Below are 19,377 nucleotides of genomic sequence, written 5' to 3'. Positions count from 1 at the left end.
TTCTCCGGTCGGGATGCACGTTTCGGAGCGGTCGCGCCTTGCGCTGGATCAAGGACCGCAGCGGCCATCGTCCCCCAAGCCGGGTCGCGTCAGTCCCTTAACCCTGCGGGGGCCTCCGGGAGACGGGCCGGGGCGGTGAAGATGATGCCATCGGGCCGGTAGTCGATCTCGGCACGGCCTTCGAGCTCGTCCGCCAGGGCCCGCTCGATCATGCGCGAGCCGAAGCCCCGCCGCGTCGGCGGGTTCACCGGAGGCCCGTCGAACTCCTGCCAGGTCAGGCGCAAGGCCCGGAAGGGAGAGCCGGCAAGGACATCCCAATCGAGCAGGATGCGGCCGACCCCGTTGGTCAGCGCGCCGTACTTCACCGCATTGGTTGCGAGCTCGTGGAAGGCCATCGAGAAGGCCAGGGCCTGCCGTGGCGTCAGCATGACCTCCGGCCCCCCGACCTTGATACGCCGGTCGCCGTCGGCCCGGAACTGCGCCAGGGCGGTCGTTGCGACCTCGGCCAGCGTCGCACCGTCCCATTTCTCGCGGGTCAGCACGTCGCTCGCCACCGCCAGGGAGTGGATGCGGCCCTGGATGACGTCCCGGGTTTCGGTAGGGGAGAGGTTCGCCCGAAGGGTCTGGACGACGATGGCCTGGACGGTCGCCAAGGTGTTCTTGACGCGGTGGTTGAGCTCGTTGGCCAACAGTGCCCGATGTGCTTCCGCATGCTTGCGGTCGGTCACGTCGAGGGCGATGCCTGCGAGGCGGAACGGCACCCCGTCGTCGCCGTAGAACGGCCTTCCGCGGAACTTGAGCCACCGGACCTCGCCTGCAGGCGTCACGATGCGATACTCGATGTCGTAGTCGCCGTGCCCCGCGATGCAGGCGGCGACCGCCTCGTCCCGCCGCGCACGGTCGTCCGCGTGGATCAGGGCCTCGTAGGCCGTGCGGCCCAAAGAATCGTCCGGGTCGAGCCCGAGGACGACCTTGAAGGTCTCGGATGCGGCGAACCGCATGTCGTGAAGGTCCAGGCTCCACGAACCAAGTCGTCCGGCCTCCAGCACGAAGCGAAGGCGCTCCTCGCTCGTCGACAAGTCGCGGGTCCGCCTTTCGACCTCCCGCTCCAATGCCTCGCGGTCGGTCTCCAAGTGTTCGAGCCGCGCCGTCTCCGACGTGGCGTCGAACTGGGAGGCCACGAAGAAGGCGAGGTCGTCGCCCTGGAACACCGGGGAGACGAATAGCCTGTTCCAGAACAGCCCGCCGTCCTTGCGCCGGTTCAGCAACCGGACCTCGACCGGGACGCCCTCGGCAATCGCTTCGCGGAGGCGGCCGATCTCGACGCGATCCGTCTCCGGCTCCTGTAGGAACCGGCAGTTCCGCCCGAGGACCTCGTCCCGGGCGTAGCCGGTGAGGGCGCAGAACGCGTCGTTGGCGAAGACGATGGGATTGTCGTGCTGGCGCGGGTCGGTGATCACCATCGCCATCTGAGAGGCGCGCACCGCAGCGGCGAAGGGGTCCGCCCCATCGACCGTGCGGGCGAGTTCCGTGACGATCCGGTCGTGCTCGCGATGCATGCCGAGGCCCTGGATGCCGAGCGACGTCTCGATGGCGTGGGCGCAGGATGCCTCGTACTCGCACGTCGATGGCGGCCCCCGCGCCAGGGGAGCCTCGGTGTCGGCGGTCATCCGATCTCCGGCGGAGCGCCACCTGGGATGCCGAGTGGCTCGTTCGACGGCGGCATCTCCTCGGGGCCGTAGTCCGGCACGCCACGCGGCTCTGGAAGCGGGCTCTGGTCGGGACTGGGCGGATGCGCCGGCGACGGATCGGGAAACGTCGGATCGGGTCGCTCCGGGAACATCGGGTTCGCCATGGGGAATTCCTTGTCGCTGGTCGCGGGAAGGCTGGGGTGCGGAACCGTCAGCCCATGAAATGCCAGGCCGCCTCGGATTTGGTCCGACCGTCGTCGGCCACCCCATCGGGGCGCAGGCCGACCTCGTCGATCCGGGCCTTCTCGGAGTGGTCGAGCGCGAGGTCCCGCTCCTTCGCGGCGGCGGCATGCTCGCCCTTCGAAAGGTGCTTGGCCGAATGCCGGTAATGGGCGGCGGCCCGGTCGTGCTGGTGCGCGGCCTCCTCGCACGCCCGTGCCATCTCGCTCATAGCCATGGTCGTTCTCCCTGAGGGGGTGTTCGGAAGCCGCGTCCGGCCGTCGTCAGCCGCGGACTTGGTTCTGGGCCATGTCGCGGTCCCAGGTGGTCCTGGCGGCCTCGCGGGCGGCACGGGCAGCGTTTGCGGTGGCCGTGGCGGCCCTGGCGATGGCGGCGCGGGCACCCGATGCGGCCCGGCGCACGGCCGCCATGTTCGAACGGAGCGATGCCTCGGCGGCATCCTGCGATTTCTCCACCGCAGCTTGCGTCGCCGCGACCGACTTGCGCGCGGAATCGGCGGCCTTAAGCATCGACGCGTTGGCCGCCATGCCCGCGGCCCGGTTGGCGTCGGCGATCTTGGCCTCGGCCCGGTTGGCGGCTTCCGCAGCGTCCGTGACGAGCTTCCCGATCATGTCGGCGGATTGCTTCGGGGCGCCCTTCACCGCCGCCTTCGAGGCCTGCATCGCGAGCCGGGCCGCCTCGCGGGCCGCATCGGCGGCCTCGTTCGCCTCGCGCCCGGCCTCCCGCATCGTCGCCGCGGCATCCGTGGAGGGTGCCATCGGCGCTTGCGCCATGGCCGTGGTCATCGTCGTCAGGGCGAGGAACGTCGCCGTCAGGGCCGTCATCGTACGCATGGTGGGATCCGATCGTGTGCTGGGTGATGGGAGGCAGGGCGAGCCTGCCGAGGGGGTCGAGCTCAATCGACCTGCGGGGTCTTGGAGGCGGCGCCCCAATAGGCGTCCGCTTTCGCCGTCTGCAGGGCGAACGGCTCCGCCTTCACGAACCGGCCCTCGACGATGCGGGGGGCCTGGTCCATGGCGTCCTTGCTCGTGTCGAGGACGAGGATGTTCAGGTTGGGCGAGACCTTGAACCGGTCCCACGGGACCGCGACGTGGCGCTCCCCGAGGCCGAAGACGCCGCCGCGCGCGACGACGAGGTAGGCGATCCCGCCGCCCTCGGCCCCCATGACGATATCGTCGACGCTGCCGAGTGCCACGTTGCCCGGTGTGCGCACCTCGCTCCCGAGCAGGTCGTCCGACCGGAAGGCGGCGGCCCGGCCCACGACCGGCTGCGCCAGCGAAAGCTCCTGCTTGCGGAAGCCCAGGGCGTTCGCGACCCGGAGGTCACGGCCCTGCATGCCGGTCTTGTACTGGTCGTAGCTGGCCTGGATCTGGACCAGCACGTCCTCGCACGGCTGCTGCCTGCCGTGACGCGCCAGGATGTCGGCGGCGGAGAGGAGCACGCGGACCTCGTATCCGGGGCGGGCGTTCGCGTACCCCATCATCGCGGACGCGGCGCCCATCGCCATGCCGTTGTTCCCGGCCATGCCGCCGAACCAGTAGCCGCCGAGGGGATAGCCGTAGCCGTAGCCCGACCCGCCGAGCCAGTAGCCGTCCTTCTCCATCCGGGCATCGAACGCCTTGAGGTGGTCGAGGCAGGCCTGGGCCGGCTTGGCCTCCGTCTCCGCCATGGGGCCGGCCTGCGGCTCCTCTGCGGCCCGGAGCGGGGCCATCAGGGAGAGCGAAAGGACCGCCCCGAGGGCGATGGATCTGGCAGGCCGTTGCATGATCGGTTTCCGGGATGGCGGGCACCCAAAGGCTGTGCGCCCCGTCCACCCCTCCTGTCTGACCGCTCCGCCGCCTCGATACTTTGTTCTGGATCAAGGCCGACCCACCATCGTCCGTGCTTCCTTCCGGCCATCGATCCCAAGGCTCAAGGACGGAGTGCCGACATGAACGTGGCCAGCATCATGGTCTCCGTGGACCTCGGACCCGCCGCGGCGGACCGCATCCAGCTCGCGGCCTCCCTCGCCGGGCGGTTCGAGGCCGAACTGGTCGGCGTGGCCGCCCGCCAGATCTCGTCTCCGGCCTACTCGACCAGCGTCTACGCGTCCCTCCAAGTCACGGACGTCGAGGTGGCCCGGGCGGGGCAGGACCTGGAGCAGGCTCGGCTCGTGTTCGACCGCAACGTCGAGGGCGTCGCCCGGACCGGCTGGCGTTCGGACCTGGCCGAACCCTCCACCTACCTCGCCAGGCAAGCGAGGGCGGCGGACGTCGTGGTAGTCGGCCGTGCGGGCACGCCCGATCCCGAGCCCGGTTTCCTCACCGTGCTGCCCGGGCCTTTCATCGTTGAGGCCGGACGCCCGGTCCTCGTCGCCCCGCCCGGCATCGAGTCGTTGCGCGTTCGACGTGTCGTCGTCGCCTGGAAGGACACCTTGGAGGCCCGCCGCGCAGTCCTGCACAGCCTGCCGTTCCTCGAACGGTCGGACCAAGTCCTCCTCGTCGGCGTCGGTCCAGCGGGGGATGGCGAGGGCCTGAACGACGTGGCCGCCTACCTTTCCCGGCATGGCATGGCCGTCACGCCGCACAGGCTGGGGAGCGACGATGCGGGCGCGGGCGAGGCGATCCTCGGTTTCGTCGCCCGCGAAGATGCGGACCTGCTCGTCATGGGAGCCTACGGGCATTCGAGAATGCGCGAATGGATGTTCGGCGGCGTCACCCGGGACGTCCTGCAGAACACCCCGGTCTGCTGCCTGATGAGCAATTGACCGTCCCCCGACCGGTGAGAGCCGCCATCCCATTCCGACGGAGCCCCACATGATAGAACTGTTCGACCGCGAGGGCCGGGAAGCCGCCTTCTGCCGCGACGGGCACTCCGTCTACCTCTGGGACGGGACGCCCGCGGCCTACATCGACGGCGACGCGGTCTACGCCTATTCCGGCCGGCTCATCGGCTGGACCAGGGACGGCTGGATCTCGGACGAGGCGGGCGGTCGCCTCCTGTTCGAGTTCGACGCCGTCGGCGGTCCGGAGAAGCCGAGGCGCCAAACCAAGACCACGGCGGGCCCGAGAGGCACCAAGCCGGCCAAGGGAACCCCGGAGCCCGTCTCGCCCCGCCCGGCCCCGTCGCGAGCATGGTCCGACCGGTCCTTCGCCGAACTCGTCTGACCCCGGTGCCGTCCGTACTGTCCCTCACCATGGACGCACACGCATCGCCCATGCATCACGCGCCCACGCCGCGAACGTCCTCCTCGTTCGTGCCGGAAGGCTGAAGCGCATGGCCGAGCGCCTGGATGCTCTCGGTGATGTGGGTCAACACCGTCCGTATCCTCGGCGTGTCGCGATTGTCCTTATGGACCAGCAAGAGGATGTCGGCGCTGGGAGGCTCGGTCGGAACCTCGATCCTGGTGAGCCGCGCTTCCTCATCGCCGCGGAACCGGGCCAGGCATGCCAGCCCGCCGCCGCTGGCGGCCGCGAGCACGGCGGCCTCGTGGCTGCTTGTCTGCAGGACGACGCGGGACATCGGGGCCATCTCGGTCAGCCAGGCCGATTGCGTCATCTCCTGGCTATCCTCCATCTGCGTGATGAGGTGGTGGTCGGGGCAGCCGTCCTCGAAGTTCAGTTCGCCGCGCTCCCGGATGTAGCCCGCGGTCGCGTAGAGACCGAAGGCGATGCCGCCGATGCGCCGCACCACGAGATCGTGCTGCTCGGGCTGCCTCATCCGCACGGAAATGTCGGCTTCCCGCATCGCGAGGCTGAGTTCCCGCGGGTTCGGGATGAGCTCGATCATGATGTCGGGATGCTGGGCATGCAGGCTTGCGAAGGTCGGGGCCAGCAGGTGGGCGGCGATTGTCTCGGCGCAGGTCACCCGCACCAGCCCGCGCAGGCGTGTGTCCCGCCCGGTGACGTCGCGTTCCAGGGCGAGGGCTTCCGCCTCCAGGCTCTCGGCCTTCCTGCGGACCTCCTCGCCGGCCAGCGTCGGCACGTAGCCATCCGGCGTCCGGTTGAGCAGGCGGACCGCCAGGGTCGCCTCAAGCGAGTTCAGACGGCGTCCCACGGTCGACTGCGAGACATGGAGCACCTTGGCCGCAGACGAGAGCGTGCCGTGACGGGCGAGGGCCAGGAAAAACCTCAGGTCGTCCCAATCGAGCATCCGTCACCTGCCATCCATTAATGCATTTCCCGTCGTCGGCTTTGGTGGCCGATTTTCATTTAAAAGAGCTTATACTCGTCATCACGAAATAATCACGGCGGAAATATTTCAGCCTTTTGAGATGTTTCGCGCTCGTAGTCCGTACGAGGGAAAACTCCATGGCCCGGCCACCGACGAAATCCGATGGCGGTTCGCCGACGACAAACGACAGGCACCGACTCGAGGCGGTGATCTCGGACGGCAAGGCCGACCCGACCGCCGTCCGGACGCTGCGGTGCCGCACGGTGGCGCAGGGGCGCCTCAGCCAGATGAACTACATCCGGAACCTGCCGCCGCAACCGGTGATGGAGGACGAGCCCGAGGGCCTGCTGGGCGAAAGCACGGCGCCGAACGCCTCCGAGGCCCTGCTCGCCGCCCTGGGGTCCTGCCTCTCGATCGGCATCCACGCCAACGCCCTGGCGCAGGGCATCCCGATCCGGTCGCTGGAGCTTCACGTCGAGGCCGACATCAACATGACCTCGGTCTGGGGCAGCGGCGACCTCCATCCAAAGACCATCGGATTCGAGAGCATCCGCGTCTCCGTGGCGATGGACGCGGACGCCTCGCGCAAGGCCCTGGCGGCGCTGATCAAGCACACGGTGCTGTGGTCGCCGGTGGCGAACACCCTCCACAACCCGGTCCACCTCGACGTTGCCCTGGCGAAGGTTGCCGCAGCCGCGGCCTGAGAACCACCCGGCATCCTCTGAACGCCGGCGCGACCACCTCTCAGGACCGTTCGACGAGACCCGCATCGAGACACTTCCCGGCCGAAAGGACAGGCCCATGTCGATCCATTCGCTCCAGACCGGCCCGGTGACCGGGCTCCCTGTCCCCGTCCTGACGTCGTACCTCGAAAAGGGCCTCGGCAAGGTGCGTCTGCTAAGCCTCTCGACGGCCCTGACGTTGGCGGAACGCGACACGCTGGAGCCGTTGAGCCGGCGGGTCTCGCTCGACCAGAGGGAGACCCTGTTCAGCCAGGACGAACCCGCCTGCTCCGTCTTCAACATCACCTCCGGCGCGCTTCGGATGTACCGCATCCTTCCGGACGGTCGCCGGCAGGTCACCGGTTTCGCCTTCCCGGGCGACTTCGTCGGGCTGTCGATGCTCGACCGCCATGCGGTGTCGGCCGACGCGTTGTCACCGCTGACCGCGTGCCGTTTCGACAGGCTGGCCTTCCGGAACCTGCTGGGCGGACACCCGGGCCTGATGATGCACCTGCACGAGATCACCGGACAGGAACTGTCCCGGGCCAAGGACATGATGATGTTGCTCGGCCGCCGCACCGCGGACGAGAAGATCGCCGCCTTCCTGACGGGGCTGCAGGCCCGTTACGTCCGGATCGGCCGATCTTCGGTCACCCTCGAACTGCCCATGGGCCGCCTCGACATCGCGGACCACCTCGGCCTGACCATCGAGACCGTGAGCCGGACTCTGTCCAGGCTGGACCGGGACGGCTGCATCCTGATCGTGCCGGGCGGCGTGCGCCTCATCGATCAGCCACGCCTCGACCGGATGTCGGCCCACTGACAGTTGGGGCTGCCGGGTACCGGTACACCTCCCGGTCACGGTCCATGATCGCGACCGCCGAGGGGACGGCCCCCCCCGGCCGCCCGAGCGGAGGCCATCGCCGCGCCGAACCAGGCCCGCGCCTCCTGCCTCGCCGGTCGCAGGTCGGAGGAGTCGAGGAAGTAGGCGGGCTCGCCGGCGTACCGCTCAAGCACCGCACCGCCGTACAGGAGTTGCGTCGAGAACGTCATGACCGCCGCCCTCACAACGACGGGGGACGGGCCGGCGGGCGCCTGATGTCCTGCCAACGTGAACGTCCGGCGGTCGAGGCACGCCCCTTCATGCTTTCCGGCGCGGCCGGCTCCTGAGGCCTGATCTCGCTCGGCACGACGTCCCGAGACCGTGGCATGTTCGGCCCGTTGGACCGGGCGAGGCGGCCATCATTCGAGGCGGCCTGTGCGCTCGTCGCGGCGAGGAGCGTTCCGAGCGCCGCGAGCGTCGTCATCAAACGTGTCATCGGGGCTTTGTCCCTTCGCAGGCGAGGCATCGACAGGCCCCGCTGCGGGGGGGCCAGGTTCGAGGGGCACCATGCCCCCGGCCCCCGGGTCCGGCTTTGCGCTGGATCAAGGACCGGGCCCTGGCCGGGACTAGGGTTCGTCCAACGGCAACGAGGGACCCTCCCATGACGGCACTCCAGAACATCAAGAACGTCATCGTCGGCCTGACCGAGGAAGGTCAGCAGGGCGAGACGAGCGACGCCATCGGCTACGGCCTGTCGCTGTCCGTCGCCGCCGGGGCACACCTTACCGTCCAGGCGGCCTCGCGGCGCATCGTCATGAACAGCGCGCTGGCCGGTGGGTTCGTAAGGGGCCTGGCCTCCGAGGAGAACGGACGCACCGCCGGCCTGGGCGAGGCGGTCGCCGAGAAGGTCCGGGGCGACGCCGCCCGCGCCGGCATCGGCTGCACCGTGGACAGCCCGCAACTGACGCATCCGGTCATCCTTGCCAGCTTCGCTGCCAAGGCCCGGCTGCATGACCTGGCTATCCTCGACGCCGAGGAGCGCACCATCGACCTCGACCGCGAACTGATCGAGGCGGCGCTGTTCGGAAGCGGCCGCCCGGTCATCGTCGTCCCCGCAGGCTACAACGCCTTCGCGGGCCACCGCATCGTCATCGCCTGGGACGGCGGCAAAAACGCAACCCGGGCCGTGAACGACGCGCTACCGTTCCTACGGGCTGCCGAGGCCGTCGAGATCGTCTCCGTCATCGGGGACAAGGACCTGCCGACGTCGGTCGCAGGGGCCGGCCTCGCGGTGCACCTCGCCCGACACGGCATCGCCGTAACGGTGAACGATCTTCCGCTGCGGCGCGATGGCGATGTCGCCGAGACGCTAAGGTCGGAAGCCGGCCTCTACCGGGCCGACATGATCGTCATGGGCGCATACCGTCACGGGCCTATCCGGCAATGGATCTTCGGCGGGCTCACCCAGGCAATGATGACCTTGTGCCCGTTCCCGCTGTTCCTGGCGCACTGAGCGCCGACGAACCCATCGTCCCACCCAGAGGCCGCTTAACCCGTGCGGTGTGCGGCGCCGTAGGTACTGTCACCCGGGCGCGCGCGTCCCTCCCTCAGTCCCCAACGCCGGATAACAACATGACCGTCGACGAGACCTTGCAGACGAACGTCCTCGCCGAACTCGGCTGCGGGCCGAGCGTCACCGCCGGCCATATCGGGGTGACCACCAAGGGCGGGATCGTGACACTGAGCGGCCACGTCCGGAACTACATGGAGAAGCACGCCGCCGAGAGGGCCGCCGGCCGGGTGAAGGGCGTCCGCACCGTGGTCGACCAAATCGAGGTCCGGCTTCCAGACCATGCCAGGCGGACCGACGATGAGAGCGCCGCGACCGTGGTGGAGCGCCTCGATTGAAACGTTTCCGTCCCGGACAAGGCATTGATGGTGACGGTCGAGAAGGGCTGGGTCACGCTCGCCGGCGAGGTCGGATGGCAGTACCAGAAGGCGCCCGCCGAGCATGACATCCGCGGGATGCCCAGGGTCGTCGGCATCTCGAACGCCGTGACGATCAAGCGGCATCCGAACGCGTCCGACATCTGCGCCGACATCACCGATGCCCTGCATCGCAGATGGTACGACCCGAAGACCATTGCGGTCAGCGCCAGCGGCTGGGGCGTCCACCTGAACGGCACGGTCCACACCTGGTACGACCGCCAGATGGCCGGATGGACGGCCTGGAGCGCCCCGGGCGCCACGACGGTCGACAACGACATCCGCGTCGTCTGAGCGCGCCTGGAACCCGACGCATCGGACGGACCCGACCGCGCGATGCAAGCTCCCACGTGAATTCGCCTCCGATGACGCAGGACCGGATCCATGATCACGGAGTGGGCCGATTCCGGCCTTCCCTTCCGCCGCCCGCCCCAGCGGCAAGGCGACCAGGCCCGACGCCGTATCAGTGGGACATCAGGCAGCAGACCGGGCTGCGGTCGAGGAGGTTGCGCGTGACGCCGCCGAAGAACCACTCCCGCAATCGGCTGTAACCGAAGGCCCCGCTGACGATCAGGTCCGCCTCGAACACCTCGGCGGCCTTGACGATGGCATCGGCCGTCCCGGCGATGGTCTCGACCTTGCGGACTCCCGCGGCCTTCACGCCGTTCAGGCCGAGATACGCCACCACGTCGTCCAATTCGGTCCGGTCGCCATCATCCGCGACCTGGACGACCTGGACCTCCTCGGCGAGCTTCAGAAGCGGCATCGCATCCGAGATCGCCCGACGGCCCTGGGAGGTGTTCTTCCAGGCCACGACCACGCGGGCTCCCGACATCTCCTCCACGCCGGGGGGCACCACGAGCACCGGGCGGCCGGTCGCCATCAGGGCGTCGCCGGGGCCGACGGCAGCCACGAGATGCGGACGGTCGTTCTCGCCCTGGCGCCCGACGACGACGAGATCGGCCGCCCGTGATTGCTCCACCAGGAACGCGACCGGCTCCCGGAGTTCGGAACGCCACTCGATCCGCCCGCCCGGTTCGGCCGCGTCCCGGAAGACCTCTTCCGCCCTCACGAGTTCAGCAAGGGCCTTCTGTCGGATCTCCTCGACCCCGTATCCGGCCGGCACGGAGGTCTCGCCGTATCCCCGCGGGTAGTCCGGGCCCCAGGCGGCAGCCCCGAGGAGGCGTGCATCGAGCCGTCGCGCCAGGTGCGCGGCCAGCGCGATCCGCGGGGCTGCCTGTTTCCCGGGGTCCACGGCGACAATGATGCTGGCATACGACATTGAGGGCCTCCGACGACGAACGGCGGATCATGCCCTGTTGGCGGCTTCCTATCGTTGACCCAGCGCAAACCGGACCGGCCACGGTCAAGGGTCCAGGCGCACCCGTTACGGAACGAGGGGGGATGGCGAAACCTCCGGTCGGCTTTGCGCTAGGACAAAGCCGATATCGCGGCGAACCGGCACTGTCGGCTTTCCCCGAAACCGAGCGAGCCGCGCCTTCCATGACTTATGCGAGCATCATGGTATCCGTCGATCTCGCCGGCGGCGCGCGCGGTCGGACCAGGATCGCCGCCCATCTTGCTGACGCCTTCGACGGGCGGACGATAGGCGTCGCCGCGCAATCGCCCGATCACGTCGCCGCGCCGGTCGGCCCGATGGGCGCCTCCTCCCTGCTTCCGGGCCTGTCCCGGCAGGCCGTCCTCGACGGGCTCGACCGGGCGCATGACCTGTTCCGCGAGGCGGTGGGCAGCCGCAGCCGGGTCTCGTGGCGCTCCGCCCCCGAGCCCGGGCTCGCCTACCTGACGAGCCAGGCGCGGGCGGCCGACTTGATCGTGGTCGGTCAGGGGAACGGGAGCGAGGCGACCGGGTGCATCCACCCGCTCGATCCCGCATCCGTCGTCCTCGCTGCGGGACGTCCAATCCTGGTGGTGCCGCCCGGCATCGACCACCTCGAAGCCCGCCGCGTCATGGTGGCATGGAAGGACACGAGGGAAGCGCGTCGCGCGGTCTCGGACGCCCTGCCGATCCTGCGATTGGCGAAGCGCGTCGATATCGTCTCGGTCATGGGCGCCGACCAGACTTACGGCGTAGCGGACGTGGCCGCCTACCTCTCGACGCACGGCATCCATGCGACATCGTCCGAACATCGGTCGGAGGGGACGGGCGACGCGGATACCCTGCTGTACCTGGCGTCGGAGCATGCGTCAGACCTGATCGTCATGGGCGCCTACGGCCATGGCCGCGTGCGCGAGATGGTCCTTGGCGGCGTCACACGGGATGTCCTGCGACAATCCCCGACCTGCAGCCTCCTGAGCCACTGATGGGCGAGCACGTCATGCCGGGCCGCGCCTCCCCAATTATCGACCGCGCCAAGGTGGACGATGCCGGAAGACCGCCCTCTGACGTTGCGGTCACCAAGCTAGCCCGGCAGTTGATGGAAGCGGGACTGGACGGGCTGTCCGAGCGCGAGCGGCGGGTCATCCTCCACATCGCGAAACGGCGTCACGTGGCCCGGGACGTGAACAGCGTCCTCGTCGAGCGCCAGACGTTCGGCGAGCTTCTCGCGGACCGCGTCGCCCAACTCGGCGGCTCCTGGGGCTTCATCCTCGTCTTCACGGGCATGCTCGTCGCCTGGGTCGCGGTGAACACCGTCGTCCTCGGTCACGCGGCCGGCTTCGACCCCTATCCCTACATCTTCCTGAACCTGATCCTGTCGATGGTCGCCGCCCTCCAGGCCCCGGTGATCCTCATGTCGCAGAACCGCCAGGCCGCCCGGGATCGGGTGGCCGCCGGCCTCGACTACGAGATCAACCTGAAGGCGGAGGTCGAGATCATGGCCCTGCACGACAAGCTCGACCGCATCCGGATGGAGCGTCTCGAAGGCGTCCTTGCTACGCAATCGACGCAGATCGAAGCCATCGCCAAGGCGGTCGGCATTGCCCCGGTAACGCCCGTCACGGACTGACGTGTGCACGCGGCGGCGACGAATGTCTCGCCTCGCTTGCCTCCCAAGTCAGCCGCCCTCGCCATTCCTTGGTTGGACCGGCTCCGACTGGTCTGCGGCCGTGGCGATACCCGTCTCCCCGTGTCGTACCAGCCGTCGCGCGACGGTGGATCGCGCCGCATCGACGGCGAGTGCCGCGGCCGCCATGGTGTGGGGCTCGGCGGCCCTTCTCATCGCATGACGGGCCACGCTGGCGGCGAGGTCGTCGATCTCACCCGCCATCGCCTCCAGCTTGGACCGGTCCGTTTCGCCACGGGCGTTCGAGCGGATCTCCAGCAGGCGCAGGGTCGCCACCTCGATGCGTTCGCGCCGGATGCGCCCGATCCGTTGGCGGAACCAGGCCGCGACCGAGCCGAGGCCGCCGCCGAAGATGGCGACGAGGTAGATCCAGCTCTCGTAGCGCTCGATGAAGCTCTCCTGCTCGCGCTCGTAATAGTCGATGGCCCCCGGGTGGATGGGCAGCCGCGCGCTGGTCGCCCCGACGGTCGTGTCGTAGGCCGGATGGGTGACGTCGTCGGCCGCGGGGGTCGCCTCGGCCAACGCGGCACGCATCTCGAACAGGTGCTGGGTGACCTCGGCGGCGACGCTTCGGGACAGCGTCGCGCGGGCCATCAAGCGGTAGGACGCCCCCACGGTCGGGATGTCCTCGGCCGGCAGGAGCGGAGCGCCGTCGAAGAGCCCGGCGGGCACGGTGACGGCCTGGAGGCGCGGCATGCGTGCCAGGGTCGAGGCGACGTGGGACGCGCCGAACAGCGTGACCGCGGCGCCCGCGTCGGCGTCGCGGCCGATTCCCACCAGCCGGCGCGCGGCGGGGGATGTCGGCGTCGTCAGCAGGATCACGGCGCCGATGCGCCCGTCCGACAGGGCGCGTCCGAGATCGGCTTCCTCGACCGGGACCAACGCTACCGTCCCGGCGGGAACGGGTCCGCCCGGTACGCCGTCCACAAGGCTCAGGCCATGTCGCTCCACGAGGTTTCGCACGAGCTCGTGGTCGGCCTTGCGGGGTGCCAGGATGCCGAGCCGTTTCCCTGCCAAGGCGGGAAACCCGTCGATGCCGGATTGCAGGGGCGCGACGACCAGCGTCGCCTGCTCGCGCAGGATCGCCAAGGTCAGCGCGTTCCGGGGCATCAGGACGTCCGGGCGGACGACCGCCAGGTCGGCCTTGCCGTCCCTGAGTGCCTCCGCGCTCTCGCGCACGCCACCGTAGGGGACCAGCCTCAACCGGATGGCCGCCTTGCTCCCGGCCAGGGCGTCCGCGTAGGCACGCAGCAAGGCGGGCTCGCTGCCGCCCTTGGGCGCGACCGCGACCACGAGCGTCGTCGGGTGCGTGAGGTAAAGGTACGCCCCGACGGCGGCCACCGCGATCAACGCCGGCATGCAGAGCAGGAAAACACGCCAGGCCGGCGACCTCGACTTACCGCAACGGAACTGCCCCCGAGCTGGCCTTCGGCCTTCCTCTTCGAGGTGGGTCGATCCGCTCGGCTTTGCGAGGTGGCGGGACGAGCGCGGTACCGGTCCGCGGCCGATCCTGATGAGTCCCTCACACCGCAATCACTGCCTTGGGTGCTTCGGTCAGGAGCAGGGATCAGATGTTCCAGCCCGCCTAGGTTCGAAAGTATGCCGATAGTCGTCGAGGATCTCGCTTTCGAGCGCTTGGCGCTGAAAGTCCTCAAGTCCAGGGAGGATGTCGTCATCCGAGGCGTCGTGCGCCGAGACCAGCCGGACCCCACGGTCCGTCGTCTCGAACGCGACCAGCACCTCGGCCTGGGCGTACTGGTCCTGCGGATCGACGCAGGCATGGCTCGGCATGGTGGGTTCTCCGGTATTGCCGGCGGGCCGAGGCGTTGGTGCCCCGACCCGGCCAGGGAGGGCTACTGCTTCGTCGCGTCCGGGGATTTGATGGACCCGGTGACGATGTCCTCGCCGGCGAAACGGATCATGCCCTCGCCGTCGATGACGAGCTTGTCGCCCGTCTCCACCGAGCGACCGTAGCCGGAACCCCGGACGCGAAGCTCGCATCCGCCCTTGCATTCGACTTCGGTCGAGGCGCCCGCCGCCAGCTTACGGTCGGCCTGCTCCTCGCCTTGGTCCACCGTGAACGTGTGCTCCGCCTTGTCCTGGTTGGTCACCGTGATCGCGAGCGCCGGCGTCGCGGCCACCATCGTGCCCGCCAGGATGAGCGATAGGATCGGGATGTGTCTCATGTCTCGTCTCCGTCCGCTGGCGTGATGCCGTCGTAACGGGGATGTAGGGCCCGGCTGCCGCTACCCTCCCTGGCGGGCACCGTCATCGGCCGGAGTGATTTCGCGGACCGGCTATCCGAATTTGCGCAACCGCCGCGACCGGCGTCGACGATGCCGTTCCATGGGGATTTCGAGACAGGCGTCGGGCCCCCTAACGGCCTGGGCGTTCAACATCAAAGTCCCGCCTCCGGCTCTCGACGGGAAGGTTTCGACCTCCCGATAAGATCAGCGCTCCAGGGACTTCAGGTAGGCCAGCACGTCCATGATCTGGTCGGGTTCGAGTTGGAATTCCGGCATGGTCGGATGCCCCGTGGTGATGCCCTCCGCCAGGGCCTCGCCGAGGTCCTCGACCGGATACTTCGTATGGAGGTCCCGAAACGCGGGCGCCTCTCCGAGCGGACTCGCACCGACCCGTCCGACGGCATGGCACGTGGCGCAGTTCGCCCCGACGAAGGTCTGGCCGCGCTGGACCTGTCCGTCTGAGGCCACCGCTGCGGTCTGCAGAAGGGCCATCAGGAGAAGGACCGAGGTCGTTGGACGCTGTGACATAGGTAATGGCCTTGGGCACGATTTTTCGGGGCGCCTCCCACGGGCGGGTGACGGGGCAGGCGCGGCACGGGGCTGCGACGCCTAGGTTTGCTGGCCGTCCGGCCCGGTCTCGTATTCCACGACCTCCCGCACCATCCGCAGGTCGAACCCTGCGCCCGCGGTTCGCGTGCCCGCCGAGGGGGACGCATCCGACCAGGCCCAGTCGCGCACCTGGGGCAGGTCCTCCCCGGTGGCGCAGACGTGCTCGCGGTGCACCGCCAGCAGGTCGCGGAGTTCCTCCTCCGCATGCTGGACGGCCGGCCCGAGCCCGGACGCCCATTTCAGGGCCGCCAGAGCGAGGTGGTAGCGGTCGAGGCCGTTCAGCACGGCCATGTCGAACGGGGTCGTGGTCGTCCCCTCCTCGACGAAACCGTGGACGTGGATGCCCGCGTGGTTGGTGCGCCGGTAGGTCAGGCGATGGATCAGCCACGGATAGCCGTGATAAGCGAACACGACGGGCCGGTCCCGGGTGAACAGGCTGTCGAAGGTGGTGTCGTCGAGCCCGTGCGGATGCATGTCGGGTGACGGCAGCGTCATGAGGTCGACGACGTTTACGACACTAATCCGGATGGCCGGGATGCGGTCGCGCAGCCACGCGACGGCGGCCAGGGTCTCCATCGTGGGGACATCCCCGGCGCAGGCCATGACCACGTCGGGCTCGCCATCTCTGTCGTTCGAGGCCCATTCCCAGACCCCGATGCCCGCCGCACAATGCCGGGCCGCCTCGTCCACGCCGAGCCACTGCAGGGCGGGCTGTTTGCCGGCCACGACCACGTTGATGCGGTCGTGGGTGCGGAGGCAGTGGTCCATCACCCAGAGCAGGCAGTTGGCGTCCGGCGGCAGGTACACCCGCGCCGTGTCGCCCTTCTTGTTCGCGATGAAGTCGATGAAGCCGGGATCCTGGTGGCTGAACCCGTTCTGGTCCTGGCGCCAGACATGCGAGGTCAGCAGGATGTTGAGCGAGGGGACGGGCTTGCGCCAGGCCAGCGCCCGGGAGGCCTTCAGCCACTTGGCGTGCTGGTTCACCATCGAATCAACGATGTGGATGAAGGCCTCGTAGCAGGCGAAGACGCCGTGCCGGCCGGTGAGGAGGTAGCCTTCGAGCCAACCCTCGCAGAGGTGCTCGGACAGCACCTCCATCACCCGCCCCTGACGGGCCTGGTGTTCGTCGGTGGGCAGGATGGCGTCGCGCCAGACGCGGTCGGTGACGTCGAAGACGGCATCCAGCCGGTTGGAGAGGGTCTCGTCCGGCCCCATCAGACGGAAGTTACGGGCCTCGGCGTTGAGGGCGAGCACGTCGCGGAGGTAGCGGCCGAGTACGCGGGTGCCCTCGGCGATGGCCGTCCCATGGGACTGCATCGTGATGGCGTAGTCGGCAAGAACGGGCAGGCGTAGCGGCCGCGGATCGCGTCCGCCGTTGGCATGGGGGTTGGCGCTCAACCGTCGGTCGCCGCGCGGGTGCAGGGCGGCCAGGGCGGGAACGAGGCGGCCGGCATCATCGAAAAGCTCCTCGGGCCGGTAGGAGCGCATCCAGGTCTCCAGGATCGCGAGGTGCTCCGGGTTCTCGCGCAGGGCCGCGACCGGGACCTGGTGCGACCGCCACGTCCCCTCGACGGGTTTGCCGTCGACCGTCTTCGGCCCGGTCCAGCCCTTCGGGCTTCGCAGCACGATCATCGGCCAGGCCGGTCGTCCGACGTCGCGATGGGGGGCGGCCTCGCGGATCTCGGCGATCCGGTCGAGAGCGTAATCGAGGGCCGTCGCCATGGCCTGGTGCATTGGACCGGGCTCGTCGCCCTCGACGAACAGGGGCTCGTAGCCGTAGCCGACGAGCAGGCTGCGCAACTCCGCCGCCGGCATGCGCGCGAGGAGCGTCGGGTTGGCGATCTTGTAGCCGTTGAGGTGGAGGATCGGCAGGACGGTGCCGTCGCTGACGGGGTCCAGGAACTTCGAGGCATGCCAGGAGGCGGCGAGCGGTCCGGTCTCGGCCTCGCCGTCCCCGACCACGCAGGCGACGATCAGGCCAGGGTTGTCGAGTGCCGCCCCGTAGGCATGGATGAGCGAGTAGCCGAGCTCGCCGCCCTCGTGGATAGACCCAGGAAGCTCGGGCGAGGCGTGACTCGGGATGCCCCCGGGGAACGAGAACTGCCGGAACAGGCGGCGCATCCCTTCCGTGTCGGGGCCGACGTCAGGGTAGACCTCGCCGTAGGTCCCTTCGAGGTAGGCGTTCGCCACGAGCCCGGGCGCGCCGTGTCCGGGTCCCCACACGGCCATCATGTCGAGGTCGCGCAGGACGATGGCGCGGTTGAGGTGAGCGTAGATGAAGTTCAGGCCGGGCGTCGTGCCCCAGTGGCCGAGCAGGCGCGGCTTCACCTGTCCGAGGGAGAGAGGCTCGCGCAGCAGCGGGTTGTCGAGCAGGTAGATCTGGCCGACCGAGAGGTAGTTCGCCGCCCGCCAGTAGGCGTCGATGGCGTCGAGGCCGGTCGGTCCCAGGGGACCGGGCACGAAGTCGAGGGACTTCGGCTTCCCGCCAAGATCCTGGACGACGGCTGGCTTCGGATCGGTCGCAACAGGCATCTCGGACTCCCGGGCATCGCAGGGCGAAGCGGCGCCCTCTCAAGGTCGGTCGTCGCATCCCCCGGGGCGCGGTTCTTTGATCTGGATCACGCCGTGCCCTCACGATGCATGCCACTCGGGGGCTCGCCCGGAGATGCGCATGATCCTCGTCCTCAATGCCGGCTCGTCCAGCCTGCGCTGCGCCCTGTTCCGGGACGGCGAGGACGTCGCCGTCTGGCGCGTGCACGTCGCCGGGATCGGCGGTGTCGCAGAACTGACGGTGAAGGGTGAACTCGACCTCGATGGCGACGTACCGCCGGACGGTGACCTGGGCGCCGTCGTGGACTGGCTCCTGACGCGCCTGCAAGGCATGCCGAACCTCGACCTTCGGGCGGCCGGCCATCGGATCGTCCATGGCGGCGCCCGCCACGCCGGTCCCGCCCGGGTCGACGGACGCCTGATTGCCGAACTGGAGGCACTGGTCCCGTTCGCCCCGGGGCACCAACGGCAGGGGCTCGCCTGCATCGCCGCCGTCGCGAAGGCTTGGCCCGGCCTGCCTCAGGTCGCCTGCTTCGACACCGCCTTCCACCGGACCCAGGACCGTCTCGCCCAGATCGAGCCGATCCCGCGTGCGCTCATCGAGGATGGGCTCCTGCGCTTCGGCTTCCACGGGCTATCCTACGCCCACGTCGCAGGCATGCTGCCGACGTTGATCGGGGACACGACGAAAGGACGGATCGTCGTCGCCCATCTCGGTCACGGCGCCAGCCTCTGTGCCATGGCGGACGGACGCAGCGTCGCCACCACGATGGGTCTGACGACCCTCGGGGGGCTGATGATGGGAACCCGTTCCGGCACCGTCGACCCCGGACTCGTGCTCCACCTGATCCAGGCACGCGGCATGGCCGCGTCCGAGGTCGCCGACCTCCTCAACCGGCGATCCGGCCTGCTCGGGGTCTCGGGCATCAGCGACGACGTCCGTGTCCTGGAGGCGAGTGACGCACCTGAGGCCCGCGAGGCGCTCGACCTGTTCGCCTACCGGATCGCACGCGAGACCGGGTCCCTCGCCGTCGCCCTGGGCGGCCTGGACGCCTTCGTGTTCACCGGTGGCATCGGCGAGAACGCGGTGGCCGTCCGTGCGGAAGTCTGCAGGAGGCTGGCGTTCCTCGGACTGGACCTCGATCCGGGACGCAACGTCAGAAATTGTCAGCGCATCGAGCGGGATGGTTCTGGCGTCCCCATACTCGTCATCCCGGCCGACGAGGAGCGGGAGATCGCCGACGAGGCGCGGTGTCTCATCGGCACCTGACGGAAGCGGCGGCGCCCGGCGTTGCGGCGGCGAGCCGGCTGAGGGATCGCGACATGGGACCGTTT

The 19,377-nt window shown here is 69.3% G+C and carries 23 protein-coding genes and 1 pseudogene; 11 read left to right on the top strand and 13 right to left on the bottom strand.

Annotated elements, in window-relative coordinates:
* Window positions 1-89 precede the first annotated feature (89 nt).
* From AO398_RS00655 to AO398_RS00635, 5 genes are all read right to left on the bottom strand, one after another.
* On the bottom strand, window positions 90-1,670 hold the full coding sequence (locus tag AO398_RS00655) for a PAS domain S-box protein (protein WP_348272341.1): 1,581 nt from the start codon (window positions 1,668-1,670) through the stop codon (window positions 90-92).
* Window positions 1,667-1,855 carry a hypothetical protein gene (locus AO398_RS00650; protein WP_058190085.1) on the bottom strand — a complete coding sequence of 63 codons (189 nt, stop codon included), beginning with the start codon at window positions 1,853-1,855 and terminating at the stop codon, window positions 1,667-1,669. The genes AO398_RS00655 and AO398_RS00650 overlap by 4 nt, the downstream gene beginning before the upstream one ends.
* A gap of 47 nt (window positions 1,856-1,902) precedes the next feature.
* A complete protein-coding gene (locus tag AO398_RS00645) occupies window positions 1,903-2,148 on the bottom strand; it encodes a hypothetical protein (protein WP_152997364.1) in 246 nt (81 codons plus the stop codon).
* Window positions 2,149-2,194: 46 nt separating this feature from the next.
* Entirely contained in the window at window positions 2,195-2,764 is a 570-nt protein-coding gene (locus AO398_RS00640) for a hypothetical protein (protein WP_058190083.1), read from the bottom strand.
* A gap of 62 nt (window positions 2,765-2,826) precedes the next feature.
* The gene (locus AO398_RS00635) at window positions 2,827-3,696 is read right to left on the bottom strand and encodes a PRC-barrel domain-containing protein (protein ID WP_058190082.1); all 870 of its coding nucleotides are present in this window, start codon (window positions 3,694-3,696) and stop codon (window positions 2,827-2,829) included.
* A gap of 165 nt (window positions 3,697-3,861) precedes the next feature.
* On the opposite strand from AO398_RS00635, the gene AO398_RS00630 reads away from it, so the two are divergent.
* Together AO398_RS00630 and AO398_RS00625 are read left to right on the top strand one after the other, a co-directional pair.
* A complete protein-coding gene (locus AO398_RS00630; protein WP_058190081.1) occupies window positions 3,862-4,677 on the top strand; it encodes a universal stress protein in 816 nt (271 codons plus the stop codon).
* A gap of 49 nt (window positions 4,678-4,726) precedes the next feature.
* On the top strand, window positions 4,727-5,077 hold the full coding sequence (locus AO398_RS00625) for a 4-fold beta flower protein (RefSeq protein WP_058190080.1): 351 nt from the start codon (window positions 4,727-4,729) through the stop codon (window positions 5,075-5,077).
* Between the two features lie 55 nt (window positions 5,078-5,132).
* Here the strand turns inward: AO398_RS00625 and AO398_RS00620 are convergent, their stop codons facing one another.
* Window positions 5,133-6,062 carry a LysR family transcriptional regulator gene (locus AO398_RS00620; RefSeq protein ID WP_058190079.1) on the bottom strand — a complete coding sequence of 310 codons (930 nt, stop codon included), beginning with the start codon at window positions 6,060-6,062 and terminating at the stop codon, window positions 5,133-5,135.
* A gap of 158 nt (window positions 6,063-6,220) precedes the next feature.
* Here AO398_RS00620 and AO398_RS00615 point away from each other — a divergent pair, with 158 nt between their 5' ends.
* Together AO398_RS00615 and AO398_RS00610 are read left to right on the top strand one after the other, a co-directional pair.
* Entirely contained in the window at window positions 6,221-6,787 is a 567-nt protein-coding gene (locus AO398_RS00615) for an OsmC family protein (RefSeq protein WP_058190078.1), read from the top strand.
* Between the two features lie 97 nt (window positions 6,788-6,884).
* A complete protein-coding gene (locus tag AO398_RS00610; protein WP_082643070.1) occupies window positions 6,885-7,628 on the top strand; it encodes a cyclic nucleotide-binding domain-containing protein in 744 nt (247 codons plus the stop codon).
* A 35-nt stretch (window positions 7,629-7,663) separates the two neighbouring features.
* Here AO398_RS00610 and AO398_RS00605 read toward each other — a convergent pair whose 3' ends face one another.
* The gene (locus tag AO398_RS00605) at window positions 7,664-7,858 is read right to left on the bottom strand and encodes a hypothetical protein (RefSeq protein ID WP_152997362.1); all 195 of its coding nucleotides are present in this window, start codon (window positions 7,856-7,858) and stop codon (window positions 7,664-7,666) included.
* A 431-nt stretch (window positions 7,859-8,289) separates the two neighbouring features.
* Here AO398_RS00605 and AO398_RS00600 point away from each other — a divergent pair, with 431 nt between their 5' ends.
* The 4 genes and pseudogenes from AO398_RS00600 to AO398_RS28915 all read left to right on the top strand — a co-directional run bounded on the left by AO398_RS00600 (window position 8,290) and on the right by AO398_RS28915 (window position 9,908).
* Window positions 8,290-9,141 carry a universal stress protein gene (locus AO398_RS00600; RefSeq protein WP_058190076.1) on the top strand — a complete coding sequence of 284 codons (852 nt, stop codon included), beginning with the start codon at window positions 8,290-8,292 and terminating at the stop codon, window positions 9,139-9,141.
* Window positions 9,142-9,260: 119 nt separating this feature from the next.
* Entirely contained in the window at window positions 9,261-9,536 is a 276-nt protein-coding gene (locus tag AO398_RS28920; RefSeq protein WP_201025690.1) for a BON domain-containing protein, read from the top strand.
* A gap of 18 nt (window positions 9,537-9,554) precedes the next feature.
* Window positions 9,555-9,683: pseudogene (locus tag AO398_RS29650) on the top strand (BON domain-containing protein); the annotation flags it as partial.
* Window positions 9,684-9,908: a BON domain-containing protein gene (locus tag AO398_RS28915; RefSeq protein ID WP_280139107.1), complete on the top strand. Its 225-nt coding sequence runs from the start codon at window positions 9,684-9,686 to the stop codon at window positions 9,906-9,908. It abuts the pseudogene before it with no gap.
* A 169-nt stretch (window positions 9,909-10,077) separates the two neighbouring features.
* Here AO398_RS28915 and AO398_RS00590 read toward each other — a convergent pair whose 3' ends face one another.
* Window positions 10,078-10,896 carry a universal stress protein gene (locus tag AO398_RS00590; RefSeq protein WP_058190075.1) on the bottom strand — a complete coding sequence of 273 codons (819 nt, stop codon included), beginning with the start codon at window positions 10,894-10,896 and terminating at the stop codon, window positions 10,078-10,080.
* Between the two features lie 221 nt (window positions 10,897-11,117).
* On the opposite strand from AO398_RS00590, the gene AO398_RS00585 reads away from it, so the two are divergent.
* Both AO398_RS00585 and AO398_RS00580 read left to right on the top strand, forming a co-directional pair.
* The gene (locus AO398_RS00585) at window positions 11,118-11,936 is read left to right on the top strand and encodes a universal stress protein (RefSeq protein WP_058190074.1); all 819 of its coding nucleotides are present in this window, start codon (window positions 11,118-11,120) and stop codon (window positions 11,934-11,936) included.
* Entirely contained in the window at window positions 11,936-12,580 is a 645-nt protein-coding gene (locus AO398_RS00580) for a DUF1003 domain-containing protein (RefSeq protein WP_244498621.1), read from the top strand. Before AO398_RS00585 ends, AO398_RS00580 begins: the two co-directional genes overlap by 1 nt.
* 48 nt (window positions 12,581-12,628) lie before the next feature.
* Here the strand turns inward: AO398_RS00580 and AO398_RS00575 are convergent, their stop codons facing one another.
* From AO398_RS00575 to AO398_RS00555, 5 genes are all read right to left on the bottom strand, one after another.
* On the bottom strand, window positions 12,629-13,996 hold the full coding sequence (locus tag AO398_RS00575; RefSeq protein WP_082643069.1) for a TAXI family TRAP transporter solute-binding subunit: 1,368 nt from the start codon (window positions 13,994-13,996) through the stop codon (window positions 12,629-12,631).
* Between the two features lie 195 nt (window positions 13,997-14,191).
* Window positions 14,192-14,428, bottom strand: a complete 237-nt coding sequence (locus AO398_RS00570) for a hypothetical protein (protein ID WP_058190073.1) — start codon at window positions 14,426-14,428, stop codon at window positions 14,192-14,194.
* A 62-nt stretch (window positions 14,429-14,490) separates the two neighbouring features.
* Window positions 14,491-14,823: a hypothetical protein gene (locus AO398_RS00565; protein WP_058190072.1), complete on the bottom strand. Its 333-nt coding sequence runs from the start codon at window positions 14,821-14,823 to the stop codon at window positions 14,491-14,493.
* Window positions 14,824-15,087: 264 nt separating this feature from the next.
* On the bottom strand, window positions 15,088-15,375 hold the full coding sequence (locus tag AO398_RS00560; protein ID WP_058190546.1) for a cytochrome c: 288 nt from the start codon (window positions 15,373-15,375) through the stop codon (window positions 15,088-15,090).
* Between the two features lie 117 nt (window positions 15,376-15,492).
* Window positions 15,493-18,024: a phosphoketolase family protein gene (locus AO398_RS00555; protein WP_058190071.1), complete on the bottom strand. Its 2,532-nt coding sequence runs from the start codon at window positions 18,022-18,024 to the stop codon at window positions 15,493-15,495.
* Window positions 18,025-18,163: 139 nt separating this feature from the next.
* On the opposite strand from AO398_RS00555, the gene AO398_RS00550 reads away from it, so the two are divergent.
* Window positions 18,164-19,312: an acetate/propionate family kinase gene (locus AO398_RS00550; RefSeq protein WP_058190545.1), complete on the top strand. Its 1,149-nt coding sequence runs from the start codon at window positions 18,164-18,166 to the stop codon at window positions 19,310-19,312.
* The last annotated feature ends 65 nt before the right edge of the window (window positions 19,313-19,377 follow it).

Origin of the sequence: Methylobacterium sp. GXS13 (assembly GCF_001455965.1) — a bacterium.
Classification (GTDB): Bacteria; Pseudomonadota; Alphaproteobacteria; order Rhizobiales; family Beijerinckiaceae; genus Methylobacterium.
Note: the sequence above shows the minus strand (reverse complement) of the source record. Positions and strands in the feature narration are given on the sequence as shown.

Excerpts from the sequence above, each read along its gene's own strand:
- AO398_RS00655 (WP_348272341.1), bottom strand. The coding sequence starts at position 1,670 with ATGACCGCCGACACCGAGGCTCCCCTGGCGCGGGGGCCGCCATCGACG.
- AO398_RS00650 (WP_058190085.1), bottom strand. The coding sequence starts at position 1,855 with ATGGCGAACCCGATGTTCCCGGAGCGACCCGATCCGACGTTTCCCGAT.
- AO398_RS00645 (WP_152997364.1), bottom strand. The coding sequence starts at position 2,148 with ATGGCTATGAGCGAGATGGCACGGGCGTGCGAGGAGGCCGCGCACCAG.
- AO398_RS00640 (WP_058190083.1), bottom strand. The coding sequence starts at position 2,764 with ATGCGTACGATGACGGCCCTGACGGCGACGTTCCTCGCCCTGACGACG.
- AO398_RS00635 (WP_058190082.1), bottom strand. The coding sequence starts at position 3,696 with ATGCAACGGCCTGCCAGATCCATCGCCCTCGGGGCGGTCCTTTCGCTC.
- AO398_RS00630 (WP_058190081.1), top strand. The coding sequence starts at position 3,862 with ATGAACGTGGCCAGCATCATGGTCTCCGTGGACCTCGGACCCGCCGCG.
- AO398_RS00625 (WP_058190080.1), top strand. The coding sequence starts at position 4,727 with ATGATAGAACTGTTCGACCGCGAGGGCCGGGAAGCCGCCTTCTGCCGC.
- AO398_RS00620 (WP_058190079.1), bottom strand. The coding sequence starts at position 6,062 with ATGCTCGATTGGGACGACCTGAGGTTTTTCCTGGCCCTCGCCCGTCAC.
- AO398_RS00615 (WP_058190078.1), top strand. The coding sequence starts at position 6,221 with ATGGCCCGGCCACCGACGAAATCCGATGGCGGTTCGCCGACGACAAAC.
- AO398_RS00610 (WP_082643070.1), top strand. The coding sequence starts at position 6,885 with ATGTCGATCCATTCGCTCCAGACCGGCCCGGTGACCGGGCTCCCTGTC.
- AO398_RS00605 (WP_152997362.1), bottom strand. The coding sequence starts at position 7,858 with ATGACGTTCTCGACGCAACTCCTGTACGGCGGTGCGGTGCTTGAGCGG.
- AO398_RS00600 (WP_058190076.1), top strand. The coding sequence starts at position 8,290 with ATGACGGCACTCCAGAACATCAAGAACGTCATCGTCGGCCTGACCGAG.
- AO398_RS28920 (WP_201025690.1), top strand. The coding sequence starts at position 9,261 with ATGACCGTCGACGAGACCTTGCAGACGAACGTCCTCGCCGAACTCGGC.
- AO398_RS00590 (WP_058190075.1), bottom strand. The coding sequence starts at position 10,896 with ATGTCGTATGCCAGCATCATTGTCGCCGTGGACCCCGGGAAACAGGCA.
- AO398_RS00585 (WP_058190074.1), top strand. The coding sequence starts at position 11,118 with ATGACTTATGCGAGCATCATGGTATCCGTCGATCTCGCCGGCGGCGCG.
- AO398_RS00580 (WP_244498621.1), top strand. The coding sequence starts at position 11,936 with ATGGGCGAGCACGTCATGCCGGGCCGCGCCTCCCCAATTATCGACCGC.
- AO398_RS00575 (WP_082643069.1), bottom strand. The coding sequence starts at position 13,996 with ATGCCGGCGTTGATCGCGGTGGCCGCCGTCGGGGCGTACCTTTACCTC.
- AO398_RS00570 (WP_058190073.1), bottom strand. The coding sequence starts at position 14,428 with ATGCCGAGCCATGCCTGCGTCGATCCGCAGGACCAGTACGCCCAGGCC.
- AO398_RS00565 (WP_058190072.1), bottom strand. The coding sequence starts at position 14,823 with ATGAGACACATCCCGATCCTATCGCTCATCCTGGCGGGCACGATGGTG.
- AO398_RS00560 (WP_058190546.1), bottom strand. The coding sequence starts at position 15,375 with ATGGCCCTTCTGCAGACCGCAGCGGTGGCCTCAGACGGACAGGTCCAG.
- AO398_RS00555 (WP_058190071.1), bottom strand. The coding sequence starts at position 18,024 with ATGCCTGTTGCGACCGATCCGAAGCCAGCCGTCGTCCAGGATCTTGGC.
- AO398_RS00550 (WP_058190545.1), top strand. The coding sequence starts at position 18,164 with ATGATCCTCGTCCTCAATGCCGGCTCGTCCAGCCTGCGCTGCGCCCTG.